Here is an 18,833-nt window from a genome sequence, read left to right as displayed (position 1 = left end):
GCCACGGCTACCCCCGATTCAGGCTGTTCAGGCAGAATCCCCCCATACCCTTCCAGGATCTGCCCATGCGCGTTCTGCTGCTTTCCTCCCTGCTGCTCACCGTCACCGCCTGTACCTGGGTGCCGATCGAACCGGCCGGCAAGGCGACCCGCGTACTGCCGGCAGGCCCCGTTCCCGCTGGCTGCATCGCCAGGGGCGAAGTGGTCGTCACCGTGAAGAGCAAGGTCGGCTTCTACAACCGCAACCCGCTGCGCGTGCAGGAAGAGCTGGAAACGCTGGCCCGCAACGAGGCCCCGAGCGCAGGTGCCAATGCCGTGCAGGCCGCTGCGGCCCCGGCCGATGGCAGCCAGCGCTTCGCCGCGTTCCAGTGCCCACCGCGCTGAACGCTTCACCATACGGCCAGCGCTGAATTCGTAAAGATGCGGTGAAGGCCCCCGGGGTTATAGAATAGCGCCCCCTTTTGCCTGAGCCTTGGCGCTAACCTCGATGCTCTTCAAGAATGTCTCGATCGCCGGCCTGGCACACGTCGACGCACCGCATACGCTGACCACCAGGGAAATCAACGAACGCCTGCAGCCGACGTTGGATCGCCTGGGCATCCGCACCGACGTGCTCGGCGATATCGCCGGCATCCACGCGCGCCGCCTGTGGGACAACGGCATGCTGGCGTCCGACGCTGCCACCATGGCCGGCCGCAAGGCGCTGGAAGACGCTGGAATCGATGCGACGCAGGTGGGCCTGCTGGTCAATACCTCGGTCAGCCGCGACTACCTGGAGCCGTCCACCGCCTCCATCGTGTCGGGCAACCTCGGCGTCAGCGACGAATGCATGACCTTCGACGTCGCCAACGCCTGCCTGGCCTTCATCAACGGCATGGATATCGCCGCGCGCATGATCGAGCGCGGTGACATCGACTACGCGCTGGTGGTGGATGGCGAGACCGCCAACCTGGTGTACGAGAAGACGTTGGAGCGCATGACCGCTCCGGACGTCACCGCCGACGACTTCCGCAACGAACTGGCGGCCCTGACCACCGGTTCGGGTGCTGCCGCGATGGTGATGGCGCGCTCGGAGCTGGTGCCGGACGCGCCGCGCTACAAGGGTGGCGTCACCCGCTCGGCGACCGAGTGGAACCAGCTGTGCCTGGGCAACCTGGACCGCATGGTCACCGACACCCGCCTGCTGCTGATCGAAGGCATCAAGCTGGCACAGAAGACCTTCACCGCCGCCAAGATCGCACTCGGCTGGGCCGTGGAAGAGCTGGACCAGTTCGTGATCCACCAGGTGAGCCAGCCGCACACCGCTGCGTTCATCAAGAACTTCGGCATCGACCCGAAGAAGGTCATGACCATCTTCGGCGAGCACGGCAACATCGGGCCGGCCTCGGTGCCGATCGTGCTGAGCAAGCTCAAGCAGCTGGGCAAGCTGAAGAAGGGTGATCGCATCGCGCTTCTGGGCATTGGTTCCGGCCTGAACTGTTCGATGGCTGAAGTGGTCTGGTAAGCAGCCCGCTGCCCGACCTCCTGTAGAGCCGAGCCATGCTCGGCTCACGCGCACAGCGCGGTTCTTCCGCGGCCTGACCGGAGAGCCGCCGAGCATGGCTCGGCGCTACACCGCGCCGCGATTCTTCCAAGGTGCTCCGCATGCGCGATCTTCCCGGTTACCCCGCCCACCCGCAGCGCTTCGAAGTGCGCCCGGGCCTGTCGATGAACTATCTCGACGAAGGCCCGCGCGACGGCGAGGTAGTGGTGATGGTGCACGGCAATCCGTCGTGGAGCTATTACTGGCGCACGCTGGTGGCCGGCCTGTCGGACACCTACCGCTGCATCGTGCCGGACCATATCGGCATGGGCCTGTCGGACAAGCCTGATGACAGCCGCTACGAGTACACGCTGCAGTCGCGCGTGGACGACCTCGATGCGCTGCTCAAGCACCTGGGCATCACCGGACCGGTGACCCTGGCCGTGCACGACTGGGGCGGCATGATCGGTTTCGGCTGGGCGCTGTCGCACCACGACCAGGTCAAGCGCCTGGTGGTGCTCAACACCGCCGCGTTCCCGATGCCGGCGGCGAAGAAGATGCCGTGGCAGATCGCGCTGGGCCGTCACTGGAAGATCGGCGAGTGGATCATCCGCAGCTTCAACGCGTTCTCCTCCGGTGCCTCGTGGCTGGGCGTGGAGCGGAAGATGCCGGCCGACGTGCGCCGCGCCTACGTGTCGCCGTACAACAGCTGGGCCAACCGCATCAGCACCATCCGTTTCATGCAGGACATCCCGCTGTCGCCGGCCGACAAGGCCTGGTCGCTGCTGGAACGCGCCGGCAAGGCGCTGCCGTCGTTCGCCGACAGTCCCGCCTTTCTCGGCTGGGGCCTGCGCGACTTCGTGTTCGACCATCATTTCCTGAAGGGCTTCCAGGCCGCGCTGCCGAAGGCCCAGGTACATGCGTTCGAGGACGCCGGGCATTACGTGCTGGAGGACAAGCACGAGGTGCTGGTGCCGGAAATCCGCGCGTTCCTGGACGCCAACCCGATCTGATCGGTGTGCCGACCAACGGTCGGCATCCACCCCTTCCTCTTCCGGTGGGTGCCGACCGTTGGTCGGCACACCCGAAGGGTTGATGAGGTTGCCGGCCAGCGGCCGGCACTACCATTACGCGGCGACCGGCGCCTGCGGCGGCGAGGAAGGGCTGTTGCCGTTGTCGTCCGGATGGTCGTCGTCATTGTCGGCGTCATCGCGCCAGCGCCAGTCGGCCGGCGTCAACGGATCCAGGCCATAGGCGATGCGCGCCTTGTCGCACTGCGGGCTGGCCTTGCCATACTCCCACGATGCATCCACCTCGCGGCACACGCTGGGCCGGTTGGGGTGGATGGTGCAGCGTGAATACACGCCGATCTGCGCATCCAGCGCGACGCAGCGCACCGGCTTGGAATGGGTGCCGCGCATGCACAGGCGATGCGGGTCCAGCACCTCGGTAAGCTGGTGCGGCACGCCGCCGGGGGTGACCTCGTCCGATTCCATCCAGTGGAAGGCCACGCGGTATTGGGTGCAGCAGGCGCCGCAGGTCATGCAGGGATGTTGCATGGGCAAGCCGCCTCGGGCGGCAGTCGGAATCGGGAACGAGGGTGCGGATTTTCCACGAAGTCGGCCGCCGCGCAAGAAATTCCGTAAGCGGCGACAATGAACGGATGAACCGACCCTGCAACATTGCCGCGCGCCTGCCTGAACTGGCGCGTGAACGCCCCGATCAGATCGCCATCCGCTGCCCGGGCCGCCGAGGCGCCGGCAACGGCATGGCCGCCTACGACGTCACCCTCGATTACCGCCAGCTGGATGCCCGCAGCGACGCCATGGCCGCCGGTCTGGCCGGCTACGGGATCGGCCGCGGGGTGCGCACGGTGGTGATGGTGCGGCCCTCGCCGGAATTCTTCCTGCTGATGTTCGCGCTGTTCAAGCTGGGGGCGGTGCCGGTGCTGGTCGACCCGGGCATCGACAAGCGCGCCCTGAAGCAGTGCCTGGACGAGGCGCAGCCGCAGGCCTTCATCGGCATTCCACTGGCGCATGTGGCGCGGCTGGCGCTGCGCTGGGCGCCCTCGGCGACCCGCCTGGTCACTGTCGGCCGCCGCCTCGGCTGGGGCGGCACCAGCCTGGCCGCGCTGGAGCGCGCCGGCGCCAGCGCTGGGCCGATGCTGGCCGACACCGATGGCGAGGACATGGCCGCGATCCTGTTCACCAGTGGCTCCACCGGCGTGCCCAAGGGCGTGGTCTACCGCCACCGCCATTTCGTCGGCCAGATCCAGCTGCTGGGCAGTGCCTTCGGCATGGAAGCGGGCGGGGTGGACCTGCCGACCTTCCCGCCGTTTGCCTTGTTCGACCCGGCGCTGGGCCTGACCTCGGTGATCCCGGACATGGACCCGACGCGGCCGGCGCAGGCCGACCCGGCACGCCTGCACGATGCCATCCAGCGCTTCGGCGTGACCCAGCTGTTTGGTTCGCCCGCGCTGATGCGGGTGCTGGCGAAGCATGGCCGGCCGCTGCCGACGGTGACCCGGGTGACCTCGGCCGGTGCACCGGTGCCGCCGGACGTGGTCGCCACCATCCGCAGCCTGCTGCCGGCCGATGCGCAGTTCTGGACTCCCTATGGCGCCACCGAGTGCCTGCCGGTGGCAGTGGTGGAGGGTCGTGAGCTGGAGCGCACCCGCGCCGCCACCGAGGCCGGCGCTGGCACCTGCGTGGGCAGCGTGGTGGAACCGAACGAGGTCCGCATCATCGCCATCGATGACGCGCCGCTGGCCGACTGGTCGCAGGCACGTGTGCTGGCCACCGGCGAGGTGGGAGAAATCACTGTGGCCGGCCCAACCGCCACCGACAGCTACTTCAACCGCCCGCAGGCCACCGCGGCGGCGAAGATCCGCGAGACGCTGGCCGATGGCAGCACCCGCATCGTCCATCGCATGGGCGACGTGGGCTACTTTGATGCACAGGGCCGTCTGTGGTTCTGCGGCCGCAAGACCCATCGCGTGGAAACCGCGCAGGGGCCGTTGTACACCGAACAGGTCGAGCCGGTGTTCAACACCGTGCCCGGCGTGGCGCGCACGGCCCTGGTGGGTGTTGGCCCGGCCGGTGCACAGGTACCGGTGCTGTGCGTGGAACTGCAGCGCGGGCAGAGCGACAGCCCGGCCTTGCGCGAGGCCCTGCGTGCGAAAGCCGCCGCACGGTTGCCCGATGCGAACCTGCAGCACGTCCTGGTGCATCCGGCGTTCCCCGTCGATATCCGTCACAACGCCAAGATCGGCCGCGAAAAGCTCGCCGTCTGGGCCGGCGCCGAACTGGAGAAGCGCGCATGAAAATCCTGGTCACCGGCGGCGGTGGTTTCCTCGGTCAGGCGCTGTGCCGCGGGCTGGTTGAGCGTGGCCACCAGGTGCTGGCGTTCAACCGCAGCCACTACCCCGAACTGCAGGCGATGGGCGTGGGCCAGATCCGCGGTGATCTGGCCGATGCGCAGGCGGTGCTGCATGCGGTGGCCGGCGTCGATGCGGTGTTCCACAATGGTGCCAAGGCCGGCGCGTGGGGTAGCTATGACAGCTACCACCAGGCCAATGTGGTCGGCACCGACAACGTCATCGCAGCCTGCCGCGCGCACCGCATCGGCAGGCTGGTCTACACCTCCACGCCCAGCGTGACCCATCGCGCTACCCATCCGGTGGAAGGCCTCGGCGCCGACGAGGTGCCGTACGGCGAAGATTTCCAGGCGCCGTACGCGGCCACCAAGGCGATCGCCGAACAGCGCGTGCTGGCCGCCAACGATGCCGCGTTGGCGACGATGGCGTTGCGTCCGCGCCTGATCTGGGGCCCTGGCGATCAGCAGCTGGTGCCGCGCCTGGCCGAGCGTGCGCGGCAGGGCCGCCTGCGCCTGGTGGGCGATGGCAGCAACAAGGTCGATACCACCTACATCGACAATGCCGCGCTGGCGCACTTCCTCGCCTTCGAAGCGTTGGCACCGGGCGCTGCGTGCGCGGGCAAGGCCTACTTCATCTCCAATGGCGAGCCGTTGCCGATGCGCGAGCTGGTGAACAAGCTGTTGGCTGCGGTGGGTGCGCCGACGGTGGACAAGGCGATCAGCTTCAAGACCGCCTACCGCATCGGCGCTGTCTGCGAGCGGCTGTGGCCGCTGCTGCGACTGCGCGGGGAGCCGCCGCTGACCCGTTTCCTGGCCGAACAGCTGTGTACGCCACACTGGTACAGCATGGAACCGGCGCGCCGTGACTTCGGCTACGTGCCGCAAGTCAGCATCGAAGAAGGGCTGCGCAGGCTGAAGGCTTCATCTGCTGCATAGATCGCCATCACTGGTTGCACACCGCAGGATCGGGAGGATGGACCCACGCCATCCAAGGCTCGACCACCCGCGAGGAGCGCCATGCTGCACTACGCCATCATCTTCTTTGTCATCGCCATCATCGCCGCCGTTCTGGGTTTCTCCGGTATCGCCGGCGCCGCAACGAACATCGCCTGGATCCTGTTCGTGGTGTTCCTGATCCTTGCGGTGATCTCGATGTTCCGCAAGCGAGGCTAGTAGACCGCAGGGTAGTGCCGGCCGCCGGCCGGCACTGCTCTTTCCGGTGGGTGCCGATCGTTGGTCGGCACGCCCCTTTGTAGAGTCGAGCGTGCTCGACTGCTTCTCGTGAGTCGAGCATGGCTCGACGCTACACACAGCGCCGCTACACGGCGCTGTGCAATCCGCGATCGGCCTCGTGGCGCTCCAGCGCCAGTTCGATCAGGCGCGTGATCAGCGTGGTGTAGTCCACGCCGCTGGCGCCCCATAGCTTCGGGTACATGCTGATGCGGGTGAAGCCCGGCAGCGTGTTGACCTCGTTGATGACGATCCCGCCCGCTGCGGTGAGGAATACATCCACGCGCGCCATGCCCGCGCACTCCAGCGCCCGGTAGGCCTGAAGCGCGATCTGCTGGATACGCGCCTGCGTTGCGCCATCAATGTCTGCCGGCACCACCACGTCGGCGCCATCGTCGTTGATGTACTTGGTGTCGTAGGCGTAGAACTCGTCGTGTACCACTACCTCGCCGCACAGGCTGGCCTGCGGGTGCGCATTGCCCAGCACCGCGCACTCGATCTCGCGGCCGACCACCGCCGATTCCACCAGCACCTTGTGGTCGTAGCGCAGCGCCAATGCCAGCGCCTCGGCGAAGCCCGCTGCATCCTTGACCTTGCTCACCCCCACTGACGAACCCTGGTTGGCCGGCTTCACGAACAACGGCAGGCCGAGCTGCGCGATCACCGCATCGACATCGACTGCCGCCGCCTGATGGCGACGGATGCACAGCCACGGTGCCACCTGCAGCCCGGCGTCGCGCAGCAGGCGCTTGGTCACGTCCTTGTCCATCGCCACCGCCGAACCCAGTACCGGTGAACCGACGAAGGGCAGGTTGGCCATGCGCAGCAGCCCCTGCAGCGCACCGTCCTCGCCCAGTGGCCCGTGCACGATCGGCAGCACCACATCGATCTGGCCGAGCGCGCTGGCCGCATCGCACGGCTGCAGCTGCGCCTGCTCGGCGCCCGGGCGCACCGCCAGCGACGTACCGGACCGATGCAGGGCGATGCGCGACGGATCATCGGCATTGATCAGGAAGGTATCGGGTTGGCTCAGATGCCACTGACCCTGCTTGTCGATACCGACCAGCACCGGCTCGAAGCGCTCGCGATCAAGCGCATCGAGGATGTTCTTCGCCGACTGCAGGGAAACTTCGTGCTCGGATGACTTGCCACCGAAGATGATGCCGACCCGGGTCCGTGCCATGGGGAATGCGATGTCCTGTGCGTTGCGTGGCCCCATAGCATGAACCTTCATCGGCCCACCGCGTGAGGCACAGATGAACCAGAAATCCATCCACGCATGGCGTGGATCTACCGTGTCGACCAAGGTCGACACCCACCAACAGCAACACAGAACGCCGTCCCGACAGATCGCAGCAAGCTGTCGAAGGCGGGGTGGGTCCGGTTGCGGGGGCGTGAGCGCCATGGATGGCGCGACCGAGCTTACATGGACGTACTTGCAGCGTCCCCCGCAACCGGACCCACCCCGCCATCCCACGGATAGCCAGCTTTTGATGTTGCCCTGGCTGTTGCATCTGCGGGTGCCGGGCGGCAGCCCGGCCCAAGCCCCCCACCCACGCAGGTAGAATGCGCCCATGGCTCCTTCCCTGCTCAAGTCCCTCAAGCCGGTCGCTGGCCGCGCCCTGCAGATCGCCCTGAACCGCGCCCTGGCGCTGGATCCGGATACCCGCCATGCCCTGGCCAGCCTCGACGGCCGCCACATCGACCTGACCCTGGAAGCGCCGTCGCTGGCGATGCGCATCAGCGTCGACGGCGACCAGCTGCGGGTCGGTCCGGTGGACGCGCAGGAAGCCGACCTGGCCGTGCGCAGCAGCCTGGCCGGCGTGCTGGCGCAGCTGCCGCTGCTGGCCAACGCGCGGCGCGGTGACAGCAACGGCAAGGGTCGCGTGCGCGTGGCCGGCGATGCCGAACTGGCGCGACGCCTGCAGCAGCTGGCCAAGGGCTTCGACCCGGACTGGCAGCAGCCCTTCGTCAGCGTATTCGGCGAGGTACTGGGCGTGCAGGTTGCCAACACCCTGCGCAACGGCCTGCAGCACGCGCGCCAGGGCGCGATCGATCTGGCCCACAGCGCCGCCGAGTTCATCACCGAGGAATCGCGCGATGTGGTGCCGCGTGCCGAGCTGGACGCCTTCCACGATGACGTGGACGTGCTGCGCGATGACGTCGAGCGTCTGGGTGCTCGCGTGCAGCGCCTGCGGGGTGCCGCATGAAGGCCGTGCTGCGGGCCAGCCGCATCGGCCGGGTGATCCTGCGTTACCGCCTCGACGACCTGCTGCAGGGCACACCGGCCGAGCGCTGGTTGCGCCTGGCCAAGCCGTTCGTGCCGCGGGCCTCGGCCGACATCGCCGCACAGTCGCGCGGTGCACGCCTGCGCCTGGCGCTGCAGGACCTCGGCCCGATCTTCGTCAAGTTCGGCCAGATCCTGTCCACCCGCCGCGACCTGGTGCCACCGGACGTGGCCAATGAACTGACCCTGCTGCAGGACCGGGTCAAGCCGTTCGATGGCGAGACCGCGCGCCGCATCGTCGAGGACGCGCTCGGCCTGCCGGTCAGTGCGGCCTTCGCCAGCTTCGACACCGAACCGCTGGCCTCGGCCTCGATCGCACAGGTGCACGCGGCGACGCTGGCCGATGGCCGCCAGGTGGTGGTCAAGGTACTTCGCCCGGGCATCGAGAAGCAGATCGACGCCGACATCGCCCTGCTCAATTCGCTGGCCGCGCTGGTCGAGCGCACCCACCCGCGCGCCGACAAAATCCGGCCGCGCGAAGTGGTGGCCGAGGTCGAGAACACCCTGGCCGCCGAGCTGGACCTGCAGCGCGAAGGCGCCAATGCCAGCGTGCTGCGCCGCTTCTGGGAAAACAGCGACGACCTGTACGTGCCGGAAGTGATCTGGAGCCATACGGCCGAGCGCGCACTGACCCTGGAGCGCGTGTGGGGCATTCCGTCCGACGACATCGCCGCGCTGGACAAGGCCGGCATCGACCGCAAGGCGCTGGCCGCCAAGGGCGTGCGGGTGTTCTACACCCAGGTGTTCCGCGACAACTTCTTCCATGCCGATGCGCATGCCGGCAACATCTGGGTCGACACCGATCCGGCGCGTCGCGCCAACCCGCGCTTCATCGCCCTGGACTTCGGCATCATGGGCCAGCTCTCGCAGGAAGATCAGTACTACCTGGCCGAGAACTTCATGGCCATCTTCAACCGTGACTACCGCCGCATTGCCGAACTGCACGTGCAGGCGCGCTGGATGCCGGACCACGTACGCATCGACGATCTGGAAGCGGCGGTGCGATCGGTCTGCGAACCTTACTTCACCCGGCCGCTGTCGCAGATCTCGCTGGCCGAAGTGCTGATGAAGCTGTTCCGCGTGGCGCAGCGTTACCAGCTGACCCTGCAGCCCCAGCTGATCCTGCTGCAGAAGACCCTGCTGAACATCGAAGGCGTCGGCCGCCAGCTGGACCCGCAGATCGACATCTGGGCGGTGGCCAAGCCGGTGCTGGCGAAGATCCTGCGCGAGCGCTACAGCCCGCGCCGGGTGGTACGCGAGATCGGCAAGCGCCTGCCGGAAATCATGACCCATGCCCCGGACATGCCACGTCTGGTACACGCCTGGCTGACCCAGCAGGTGGAAGGCCGCCATGAACTGTCGATGCGCTCGCGCGACCTGGCCGCTCTGGACGCCAGCGTGCAGCGCCTGCAGAAGCGCGCGGTGGGGGCGATCACTGGCGTGGGCCTGCTGGCCATTGCCGCGCTCATGTACGTGCTGCAGCCGCCGGGCTGGTACTGGGGCGACCTGCCAATGTGGAGCTGGTTGTCCGGTGCGCTGGGCGCAGTGGCGCTGGCGCGCGCGTGGTGGAAGTAGGTCCCATGCTGCAAGCGCTCAAGGACGAACTGGCACGCTTCGGCGCCGACAACGACGCCCGCGAGAGCGCGCGTGGCCGCCGCATGCTCAACATCACGCCGGACACGGGTGAATTCCTGTCCGTGCTGGTCCGCTTCGGCGCCGCGCGCAGGGTGCTGGAGATCGGCACCTCCAACGGCTATTCGACGCTGTGGCTGGCCGAGGCTGCCGCCGCCATCGACGGCCACGTGATCACGCTGGAATACGCACAGGACAAGGCGGCGATGGCGCGTGACACCTTCGCGCGCAGTGGCCTGGCCGATCGCATCACGCTGGTTCACGACGATGCAGGGCCGTGGCTGGCACAGGCCGTCGATGCCAGCATTGACCTGCTGTTCCTCGATTCGGACCGCGGGCAGTACGCCGGCTGGTGGCCGCAGCTGCGCCGCGTGCTGCGGCCGGGGGGCCTGCTGGTGGTGGACAACGCCACCTCGCATGCGCAGGAAATGGAACCGCTGCGCGTGCTGCTGGACGCTGATCCGGACTTCAGCGTCAGCCTGGTGCCGGTTGGCAACGGCGAGCTGCTGGCCGTACGCAGCGCCTGACTGCAGCGTTGCCCGCGCCTGATCCGGCAGGGCCGGCCGCGCCTGATCTGGTAGTGCCGGCCGCTGGCCGGCAACCCCAGCAGCCAGACGACCCTGAGGCAGCCGGCCAGCGGCCGGCTCTACCCCATTCAGTGCCCAGCCCCGATAATCCCGCGGTGAGCACCGAACCCGATACCCGCGCCGCGGTCGAGACCGACACCGCGCCCCTGCAGTTGCTGCACCTGGATGAGCGCCTGGCCGTGGTCAACAAGCCTGCCGGGCTGATGGTCCACGACAGCAAGCTGGCCCGTGGCGAAGACGACTTCCTGGCCGACCGCCTGCGCGAGCAGCTGGGGCGGCCGATCTTCCTCGTGCACCGCCTGGACCGGGCCACCAGTGGCTGCCTGCTGCTGGCCTTCGACCGCGAGACCGCCAGCGCGCTGGGCAAGGCGTTGATGGGCGGCGAAGTGTTGAAGGACTACCTGACGGTCTGCCGGGGATGGCCGGCGGAACTGTCCTGGCGGGTGGACCATGATCTGGATGGCGGCCCGGGCAAGCCGGTGAAGAAGCCAGCGATCACCGACTTCCAGCGCCTGGCGACGGGCGAGCTGTCGGTGCCGGTCGGTGAGTTCACCCGTTCGCGTTATGCACTGCTGCGCTGCCAGCCACAGACGGGGCGCTTCCGGCAGATCCGCCGGCACCTCAAGCACCTCTCGCACCACATGATTGGCGACACCAGCCATGGCGATGGCCGCCACAACCGCATCTTCCGCATGCAGGGCGTGCACCGCATGCTGCTGCACGCCGAGCGCCTGCGCTTCCCGCATCCGGAGGGCGGCGACGTGGATGTCAGGGCACCGCTGGACGGCGGGTTCCAGAAGGCGCTGGACCTGTTTGGCTGGCAGGTGGACGACGCCTGATGCTGCTGCCGTAAGCCGAGCGTGGGCTCGGCTCTACAGCCAGCGGCCGGGCGTGGCCCGGCGCACCCCGTTATTTCTTTTCCGGCTCGTTGACGATGGCTTCCAGATCCTTCTGCAGATCCGCGAACAGCGGCTGCATGCGCGCCTGGATGGCCACCATCACGTTCTGCATCAGCGCCGGGGTCTTGTCCAGCAGGCTCTGGCCGGCCGAACTCTCGTAGAACTCGGCCATCGCCAGCACGTCTTCCTTGCTGAACGTCTTCTTGTACAGGTCCACGTACATCGGCCGCAGCTGCTGCCAGGACAGGGCCTGGCGCAGGGTCTGGCTGGTCCGCGCCTGGATCCGCTTCAGCTGTTCCTGCTGCTGGGCGTTGAGCTGGCGCTGTGCGGCCACCTGCTGGAACTGCTGCTGCTGCATCGCCTCGATCTGCGGCAGCATGGTGTCGATCATGCTCTGCGCCCGTGACGCGGACAGCAGGCGGTTGATGTCGCCATCGGTCGGTGGCGCGGCCAGGGCCGGAACGCTGGCCACGGCCAGCGCCAGCAGCAGGGCGGCGCGGCGCAGCAGGGACGGCAGGGCGGGTGTGGTGCGGGTCATGCGGGCTTCCTGCGGTACATGGGACGGCCAGCATACCCGCAGCCAAGGCGAAGGCGGCGTGTTCGGTACCTGATCGGCGGCATACGGCGCGCGATGCCGCACTCCGGCACGTGGCTGCCGCTACAATGCGCGGATGGGCAGTGGACCGGTCACCATCAGCGCGCAGCTTGAAATCCCCGACGGCGAGATCGTCGAGCGGTTCGTGCGTGCCAGCGGTGCCGGTGGCCAGAACGTCAACAAGGTCTCCACCGCGGTGGAACTACGTTTCGACGTGGCCAACTCGCCTTCGTTGCCCGAACCGTTGCGCGCACGCCTGCTGGCGCGGCGTGACCGGCGCATGACCGGCGAAGGCGTGCTGGTCATCGATGCGCAACGTTTCCGGACCCAGGATCGCAATCGCGAGGATGCGCGCGAGCGGCTGGCGGCCTTCATCCAGGCCGGGCTGAGCGTGCCCAAGCCGCGCAAGGCCACCAAGCCGACCCTCGGGTCGAAACTGCGTCGTCTGGACGCCAAACGCGGGCGCGCGCAGATCAAGCGCGGGCGCTCATCACGTGACTGGGAGTGATTGCTTGAACAACCCGACTTCGTTGCTGCCGGCCGTGCCGCCGCAGATGCCGCAGGTCAAACCCAACGCCTTCCTGCGCTGGCTGGCGCGCTGCACCCTGCGCATGGGCGGCTGGAAGGTGACCGGCACCCTGCCTGACATCCCCAGGCTGGTCTTCATCATCGCCCCGCATTCGTCCAACTGGGATGGGCTGTGGGGCATGGCGGCCAAGATCGCGCTGGGCATGAAGGTGAAGGTACTGGGCAAGGCGTCGCTGTTCTGGTGGCCGCTGGGCCCGCTGCTGCACAGGCTGGGCGTGATCCCGCTCGATCGCAGCTCGCCGCAGGGCACCGTCGGACAGGCCGTGGACCTGCTGCGCAACAACGAGAAGATGTGGTTCGCCATCACCCCCGAGGGCACCCGCAAGGCGGTGAAGGACTGGAAGGCCGGTTTCCTGAAGATCGCCCGGATGGCTGACGTGCCGATCCTTGCCGCGTACTTCCACTACCCGGAAAAGACCATCGGTATCGGCCCGCTGTTCACGCCCAGTGGTGATGACGCTGCCGACATGGCCGCGATCCGCGAGTTCTACCGGCCCTGGATCGGCAAGACCCGCGGTACGGTCTGAGCCTGCCGCAGGCCGCTGCATAGACGCCACGTCCGGCACATGCCGGGCGAGCGCGACAGGAGTAGGGTGGAGGGCTGGTATCCCGTACCGTCTGCCCAAGGAGTGTTTTACATGTCGCGTACCGTAGTCCTGGCCGCCGCCATCAGCCTGGCGTTGGCGGCCTGTTCCGGCAAGGAGTCCACCCCCGTGTCCGATGCCCAGAAGACCCCGGCCCAGCAGCCGGCCGAAGCCTCCACCAACCCTCTGCTGAGTGCGAGCACGCTGCCGTTCCAGGCGCCGCCGTTCGACAAGATCAAGGACAGCGACTACCTGCCGGCGTTCGAAGAGGGGATGCGCCAGCACCTGGCCGACGTGCGCAAGATCGCCGACAGCAGCGAGCCGGCCACCTTCGACAACACCATCGTGGCGATGGAGCGCAGCGGCGAGACGCTGAACCGCGTCTCGCGCATCTTCTTCGGCCTGGTCCAGGCCGATACCAACGATGCACGACAGAAGATCCAGGAAGAAGTGGCGCCAAAGCTGGCTGCGCACCAGGACGAGATCAATCTCGATCCGAAGCTGTTCGCTCGCGTGAAGTCGATCTATGACCAGCGCGACACGCTGGAATTGGATCCGGTGCAGAAGCGCCTGGTCGAGCACTACTACGACGGCCTGGTGCGCGCCGGTGCGCAGCTGTCCGACGCTGACAAGGCGACCCTGCGCAAGCTCAACGTGGAAGAGACCACCCTCTCCACCCAGTTCCATACCCGCCTGGTGGCCGCCACCGCCGCTGCGGCCGTCGTCGTCGACGACAAGGCCAAGCTGGCCGGCCTGGACGAGGATGCGATCAACAACGCCGCGGCCGCCGCCAAGGAACGCAAGCTGGACGGCAGGTTCCTGCTGCCGCTGCAGAACACCACCCAGCAGCCGGTGCTCGGCTCGCTGAGCGATCGCGACCAGCGCGCCGCCGTGCTGAAGGCCTCGGAGACCCGCGCCGAGCGCGGTGATGCCAACGACACCCGGCAGACCGTGCAGCGCCTGGCCCAGCTGCGTGCGCAGAAGGCCAAGCTGCTCGGCTTCGAGACCTTCGCCGACTACCAGCTGGGCGACCAGATGGCCAAGACCCCGGCTGCGGCACTCAAGCTGCTGACCGACACCGTGCCGGCCGCCACCGCCAAGGCGCGCGCCGAAGCCGGCGAGATCCAGAAGGTGATCGACGCGCAGAAGGGTGGTTTCCAGGTCGCCGCTTCGGACTGGGACTTCTACGCCGAGCAGGTGCGCAAGGCCAAGTACGATCTGGACGAATCGCAGATCAAGCTGTACTTCGAACTGGACAATGTGCTGCAGAACGGCGTCTTCTACGCCGCCACCCAGCTGTACGGCATCACCTTCAAGCCGCGTACCGACATTCCGACCTACAACCCGGACATGAAGGTGTACGAAGTGTTCGACAAGGACGGCACCTCGCTGGCGCTGTTCTACACCGACTACTTCAAGCGTGACAGCAAGTCCGGCGGCGCCTGGATGGACGTGTTCGTCGAACAGGACGGCCTGACCGGTGCCAAGCCGGTGGTCTACAACGTCTGCAACTTCACCAAGCCGGCCGCCGGCCAGCCTGCGCTGATCAGCTTCGACGACGTCACCACCATGTTCCATGAGTTCGGCCATGCGCTGCACGGCATGTTCTCGAACGTGAAGTACCCTTCGATTGCCGGCACCGCCACCTCGCGTGATTTCGTCGAGTTCCCGTCGCAGTTCAACGAGCACTGGGCGCTGGATCCGAAGGTGTTCGCCAACTACGCCAAGCACTACAAGACCGGCGAGGCGATGCCGCAGGAACTGGTCGACAAGATCCTCAAGGCGCGCAGCTTCAACCAGGGCTATGCGACCACCGAGTACCTGTCTGCCGCGCTGCTGGACCTGGCCTGGCACACCCAGAAGGCCGACGCGCCGCTGCAGGATGTCGGCGCCTTTGAAGCCAGCGCGCTGAAGAAGTTCAAGGTCGACCTGCCGCAGGTGCCGCCGCGCTACCGCACCACCTACTTCGACCACATCTGGGGTGGCGGTTACTCGGCCGGCTACTACGCCTACTTCTGGGCCGAAGTGCTCGACCATGACGCCTACCAGTGGTTCACCGAGCACGGTGGCCTGACGGCGGCCAACGGCCAGGAGTTCCGCGACAAGATCCTCTCGCGCGGCAACAGCGTGGAGCTGTCGACCCTGTACCGCGATTTCCGCGGCAAGGACCCGTCGGTGGAACCTTTGCTGAAGTTCCGCGGGCTGAAGTAAGAAATCGAAAACGGCGGGGGAAACCCCGCCGTTTTTCTTTGTGTAGAGCCGAGCCCATGCTCGGCTGGCTTTTTCTGGAGACGCAGCCGAGCATGGGCTCGGCTCTACACAAGCGGATCACGTCCCCACGTGCACCCGGTTGGCCTGCTCGGCCAACCCGAGGTGATCGAGCGCGATATCCAACGCCAGCACATAGCTCTGCGCGCCATAGCCGGCGGCGATGCCCAAGCGCTGGCCGACACCGGCCGGCAGGCAGGGCTCGGCCACCGCGCCGTCGTCGTGGACCTCCACGTAGGCATTGTGCAGGTAGGGCAGCAGGCGCTGCAGGCGCAGGCTGTTGGCGCACGCACCCGGGTCAAGCAGTGTCACTTCGCCACGGCTGTGATCGGCCACGCGCAGCGCATCCAGCAGTTCCTGCTCCGAACCGCAGGCACGGATCGCCACGCTGGTGCCGGCATCGATCGCGCGATGCACCAGCGACTTCAGGACCGGCGCCGGCAGTGGCATTGCCGTGCGGATCAAGGCGCCGGCGGCTTCCGGGCCGCGGATGATGAAGATCGACATGGCTCAGCCCTCCTGCGCCAGGCGACGGCCGACGATGGCCAGCGACAGCGGATAGCCGGCCTGCTGGCTGCGCTGGTCGACCACTACCGCGGCGGGGCCGTGCTGCAGGCGCAGCCGCGCATCCAGGCCGGGCTCGCTGGGCGACTGCAGCTCGATGTACTGCGCCGGCAGCCGTTCCAGCGCCGCCTGCAGTGCGCCACCCTCGGCCTGCCATTGCGCCTCGTCGGCCACGCCGACATCCAGCAGCACCCAGTCGGCCGAACGCGCCTGCGGCTGGCACAGGCACTGGCGCACTTCGGACAGGCTGGCGCAGTCGCTGCACAGCACGCGATGGCCGGCCAGCTGCGCCGGCAGCTGCGGGCGCGGCGCCGACGGAGACACGTGGCGGATCACCAGGAGGGTCATACAACACCTTGCGGAATGCGCCCTGCGGCGCGGTGGGCATACGATGCGCGTGCCGCCCGTAAAGGTGCGATGCCGGCGGCCGGGCCGGGGCGTAAAACCTGCGTAACCCTTCCTGTAGAGCCGAGCCTGCGCTCGGCTGGCGTGCACCGACACTCGAAGAGCAGCCGAGCGCGGGCTCGGCTCTACAACAAGCCGGCGCGGGAACCTCTCCCGCCCGAGTGTGGTCTGATGCAGCGACCACCCACCCGGAGCCTGTCATGGATGCTGTTGCCCGTCCTCCCCTTCCCGAACGCGCGCTGCTCTGGCTGAAGAAGGAAGCATTGCCGCTGCTGGTGATGCTCGGCCTGCTCGCCGCCGCCCGCGATACCCTCGCCAACCACTACGTGGTGCCCAGTGGCTCGATGCAGCCAACCCTGCAGCCCGGCGACCGGGTAGTGGTGGACATGCGTGCCTATGGCCTGCGCCTGCCGTTCACCGGCAGGGAACTGATGTCCACCGGCGTTCCGCAGCGTGGTGAAGTGGCGTTGTTCGATTCACCGGCCGACGGCACCCGGCTGATCAAGCGCGTGGCGGCGGTGGCCGGTGACCATGTGCAGCTGCACGAAGGGCACCTGAGCATCAACGGCCAGCCGCTGCAGACCGCCGACCTGCAGGACGTGGAAGCCTTCGGCGAGCGCCGAGCCCGCCTCGATCTGGGTATGGGGGGCGGTCCTGACATCGCTGACCTGGTGGTGCCGGCGGGCAAGGTGCTGGTGCTGGGAGACCACCGTGGCAACAGCTTCGACGGCCGCTTCTTCGGTTTCGTCGATGCGGACAAGGTCTACGGCCGGGCGGTGGCGGTGTATTACCGCCGGGGCGACGGTTTCGAGTGGCAGCGCCTGTAAGCTGAATTGATACTTCCTATATATCAATCCTGATCTATTAGGTTATGGATCGACTGGATCGACGGGCCTAGTCTGAGGCCCGTTCCCTCCCACGCCCGGCCGTCCCCACCGGCCCTTCGATTCCATGACTGGCGAAACTGCGGCGGCCGTTGGAGGCCGTCCCTCCACTCTCGATACCGGCACCGACACCCGCATCCAGCAGGGCACCCCGGCCTTCCGCCGCACCGCGTTGGCACTGTTCCTGGCCGGCTTCTCCACCTTCGGCCTGCTGTACACCGTGCAGCCGCTGCTGCCCGAGTTCAGCCGCCACTTCGGCGTGTCGGCCGCAGGCAGCGCGATGTCGTTGTCGCTGACCACCGGTACGCTGGCGGTGGCGATGCTGTTGGCCGGCCTGCTGTCCGATGTGGTCGGCCGTCGCCCGTTGATGATCGTTGCGCTGTTGGCGTCGGCCATGCTGTCGCTGAGCACGGCGCTGGTGGACGACTGGACCACGCTGCTGGTGCTGCGCACCCTGCTTGGCCTGGCGCTGAGCGGCGTGCCGGCAGTGGCGATGACCTACCTGGTCGAGGAAATGGACAGCCGCGCGCTGGGCCTGGCGATGGGCCTGTACATCGGCGGCAACGCCATCGGTGGCATGAGCGGGCGCCTGCTGGCAGGCATCATCGCCGACCACTGGGGCTGGCGCTGGGGCATCGGCGTGGTCTCGATCATCGCCGTGGCCAGCACCGTGCTGCTGTGGCTGCAGCTGCCGCCGTCGCGCCATTTCCATCCCCGCCGCGATGGCCTGCGCGAGTTGCCGTCGCGCTGGCGCCTGCTGTTCGCCGACCCGGGCCTGCCGTGGCTGTTCGCCACCTCGTTCGTGCTGATGGGCGTGTTCGTCACCCTCTACAACTACCTGGGCTATCACCTGCTGGCGCCGCCGTACCACCTCAGCCAGACCGTGGTCGGGCTGATCTTCAGCGTGTACCTGGTGGGCACCTTCAGTTCGGCGTGGATGGGCCAGCAGGCTACGCGGTACGGACGCGGCCGCATCCTGTCGATCTCGTTCGCGCTGATCGGCGCCGGCATCGCGCTGCTGGCGATGCCGTGGCTGAGCACGATGGCACTGGGCATCGCGCTGGTCACGTTCGGCTTCTTCGGTGGCCACTCGGTGGCCAGCAGCTGGGTCGGCAGCCGTGCCGGTATGATGCGCGCGGAAGCGTCGGCGCTGTACCTGTTCGCCTACTACCTGGGCTCCAGCGTGCTGGGCGGGGTCGGCGGCCTGGCCTACGCGGCCTGGGACTGGTGGGGCGTGTGTGCGTTCGCCGCGGTGCTGACCCTGATCGGTGGTGGCATCGTCTGGGCGCTGCAGCAGCGCGCCCCGCAGCCGGTGACCGCGTGACCCAACGCACGGTAGTGCCGGCCGCTGGCCGGCAACCACGGTGTAGCGGCTTTGCCGAGGTAGAGTCGACTGTCAGTCGACTGCTCTTCC

General features: G+C 67.6%; 20 protein-coding genes. 15 read left to right on the top strand and 5 right to left on the bottom strand.

All coding sequences use genetic code 11. From position 1 onward, the window contains the following. The first annotated feature begins 65 nt into the window (after positions 1–65). The 3 genes from AC5P6A_RS15775 (at position 66) to AC5P6A_RS15765 (ending at position 2,534) form a co-directional block, all read left to right on the top strand. Positions 66–383: a DUF4156 domain-containing protein gene (locus AC5P6A_RS15775; protein ID WP_019661896.1), complete on the top strand. Its 318-nt coding sequence runs from the start codon at positions 66–68 to the stop codon at positions 381–383. Positions 384–486: 103 nt separating this feature from the next. Next, positions 487–1,503: a 3-oxoacyl-ACP synthase III gene (locus AC5P6A_RS15770; protein WP_346715237.1), complete on the top strand. Its 1,017-nt coding sequence runs from the start codon at positions 487–489 to the stop codon at positions 1,501–1,503. 140 nt (positions 1,504–1,643) lie between these two features. Next, positions 1,644–2,534, top strand: coding sequence for an alpha/beta fold hydrolase (locus AC5P6A_RS15765; protein ID WP_346715236.1), 891 nt, complete (start codon positions 1,644–1,646; stop codon positions 2,532–2,534). A 114-nt stretch (positions 2,535–2,648) separates the two neighbouring features. Here AC5P6A_RS15765 and AC5P6A_RS15760 read toward each other — a convergent pair whose 3' ends face one another. Continuing rightward, a complete protein-coding gene (locus tag AC5P6A_RS15760; RefSeq protein WP_005407630.1) occupies positions 2,649–3,080 on the bottom strand; it encodes a YkgJ family cysteine cluster protein in 432 nt (143 codons plus the stop codon). A 104-nt stretch (positions 3,081–3,184) separates the two neighbouring features. Between AC5P6A_RS15760 and oleC the strand changes: the two genes are divergently transcribed. From oleC to AC5P6A_RS15745, 3 genes are all read left to right on the top strand, one after another. Further along, positions 3,185–4,843 carry an olefin beta-lactone synthetase gene (gene oleC, locus AC5P6A_RS15755; protein WP_164144813.1) on the top strand — a complete coding sequence of 553 codons (1,659 nt, stop codon included), beginning with the start codon at positions 3,185–3,187 and terminating at the stop codon, positions 4,841–4,843. Then, entirely contained in the window at positions 4,840–5,832 is a 993-nt protein-coding gene (gene oleD / locus AC5P6A_RS15750; RefSeq protein WP_134735589.1) for a 2-alkyl-3-oxoalkanoate reductase, read from the top strand. Before oleC ends, oleD begins: the two co-directional genes overlap by 4 nt. A gap of 81 nt (positions 5,833–5,913) precedes the next feature. After that, the gene (locus tag AC5P6A_RS15745) at positions 5,914–6,069 is read left to right on the top strand and encodes a DUF1328 domain-containing protein (protein WP_005407633.1); all 156 of its coding nucleotides are present in this window, start codon (positions 5,914–5,916) and stop codon (positions 6,067–6,069) included. Between the two features lie 145 nt (positions 6,070–6,214). Here AC5P6A_RS15745 and ddlA read toward each other — a convergent pair whose 3' ends face one another. Next, the gene (ddlA, locus tag AC5P6A_RS15740) at positions 6,215–7,309 is read right to left on the bottom strand and encodes a D-alanine--D-alanine ligase (protein ID WP_026347246.1); all 1,095 of its coding nucleotides are present in this window, start codon (positions 7,307–7,309) and stop codon (positions 6,215–6,217) included. Positions 7,310–7,700: 391 nt separating this feature from the next. Here ddlA and AC5P6A_RS15735 point away from each other — a divergent pair, with 391 nt between their 5' ends. From AC5P6A_RS15735 to AC5P6A_RS15720, 4 genes are all read left to right on the top strand, one after another. After that, on the top strand, positions 7,701–8,336 hold the full coding sequence (locus tag AC5P6A_RS15735) for a ubiquinone biosynthesis accessory factor UbiJ (RefSeq protein ID WP_021203737.1): 636 nt from the start codon (positions 7,701–7,703) through the stop codon (positions 8,334–8,336). Beyond that, the gene (gene ubiB / locus AC5P6A_RS15730; RefSeq protein ID WP_058979718.1) at positions 8,333–9,988 is read left to right on the top strand and encodes a ubiquinone biosynthesis regulatory protein kinase UbiB; all 1,656 of its coding nucleotides are present in this window, start codon (positions 8,333–8,335) and stop codon (positions 9,986–9,988) included. Before AC5P6A_RS15735 ends, ubiB begins: the two co-directional genes overlap by 4 nt. A 5-nt stretch (positions 9,989–9,993) precedes the next feature. Further along, positions 9,994–10,572: an O-methyltransferase gene (locus AC5P6A_RS15725; protein ID WP_019661889.1), complete on the top strand. Its 579-nt coding sequence runs from the start codon at positions 9,994–9,996 to the stop codon at positions 10,570–10,572. Positions 10,573–10,727: 155 nt separating this feature from the next. After that, positions 10,728–11,471 carry a pseudouridine synthase gene (locus AC5P6A_RS15720; protein ID WP_171953255.1) on the top strand — a complete coding sequence of 248 codons (744 nt, stop codon included), beginning with the start codon at positions 10,728–10,730 and terminating at the stop codon, positions 11,469–11,471. Between the two features lie 70 nt (positions 11,472–11,541). On the opposite strand, the gene AC5P6A_RS15715 is transcribed toward AC5P6A_RS15720, so the two are convergent. Beyond that, positions 11,542–12,069 (bottom strand): DUF2059 domain-containing protein, encoded by a 528-nt coding sequence (locus AC5P6A_RS15715; RefSeq protein ID WP_019661887.1) that lies wholly within the window; start codon positions 12,067–12,069, stop codon positions 11,542–11,544. Positions 12,070–12,202: 133 nt separating this feature from the next. Between AC5P6A_RS15715 and arfB the strand changes: the two genes are divergently transcribed. From arfB to dcp, 3 genes are all read left to right on the top strand, one after another. Continuing rightward, entirely contained in the window at positions 12,203–12,634 is a 432-nt protein-coding gene (gene arfB, locus AC5P6A_RS15710) for an alternative ribosome rescue aminoacyl-tRNA hydrolase ArfB (protein ID WP_005420755.1), read from the top strand. Positions 12,635–12,638: 4 nt separating this feature from the next. Beyond that, complete coding sequence (locus AC5P6A_RS15705) at positions 12,639–13,241, top strand: lysophospholipid acyltransferase family protein (protein WP_010487088.1); 603 nt, start codon at positions 12,639–12,641, stop codon at positions 13,239–13,241. Between the two features lie 111 nt (positions 13,242–13,352). Continuing rightward, positions 13,353–15,509, top strand: coding sequence for a peptidyl-dipeptidase Dcp (gene dcp, locus AC5P6A_RS15700; RefSeq protein ID WP_495222352.1), 2,157 nt, complete (start codon positions 13,353–13,355; stop codon positions 15,507–15,509). A 117-nt stretch (positions 15,510–15,626) separates the two neighbouring features. Here the strand turns inward: dcp and AC5P6A_RS15695 are convergent, their stop codons facing one another. Further along, positions 15,627–16,073, bottom strand: a complete 447-nt coding sequence (locus AC5P6A_RS15695) for a 3-dehydroquinate dehydratase (protein ID WP_004153636.1) — start codon at positions 16,071–16,073, stop codon at positions 15,627–15,629. A gap of 3 nt (positions 16,074–16,076) precedes the next feature. Beyond that, the gene (locus AC5P6A_RS15690; protein WP_346715235.1) at positions 16,077–16,478 is read right to left on the bottom strand and encodes a hypothetical protein; all 402 of its coding nucleotides are present in this window, start codon (positions 16,476–16,478) and stop codon (positions 16,077–16,079) included. Between the two features lie 257 nt (positions 16,479–16,735). Here AC5P6A_RS15690 and lepB point away from each other — a divergent pair, with 257 nt between their 5' ends. Together lepB and AC5P6A_RS15680 are read left to right on the top strand one after the other, a co-directional pair. Continuing rightward, entirely contained in the window at positions 16,736–17,362 is a 627-nt protein-coding gene (gene lepB, locus AC5P6A_RS15685; protein ID WP_346715234.1) for a signal peptidase I, read from the top strand. 124 nt (positions 17,363–17,486) lie between these two features. Next, positions 17,487–18,743 carry an MFS transporter gene (locus tag AC5P6A_RS15680; RefSeq protein ID WP_346715233.1) on the top strand — a complete coding sequence of 419 codons (1,257 nt, stop codon included), beginning with the start codon at positions 17,487–17,489 and terminating at the stop codon, positions 18,741–18,743. Positions 18,744–18,833 lie beyond the last annotated feature (90 nt).

It is taken from the genome of Stenotrophomonas sp. YJH_SMC_20, from assembly GCF_059367845.1.
The sequence above is the reverse complement of the archived record's forward strand: the minus strand, read 5'-3'. Positions and strand labels throughout refer to the sequence as shown.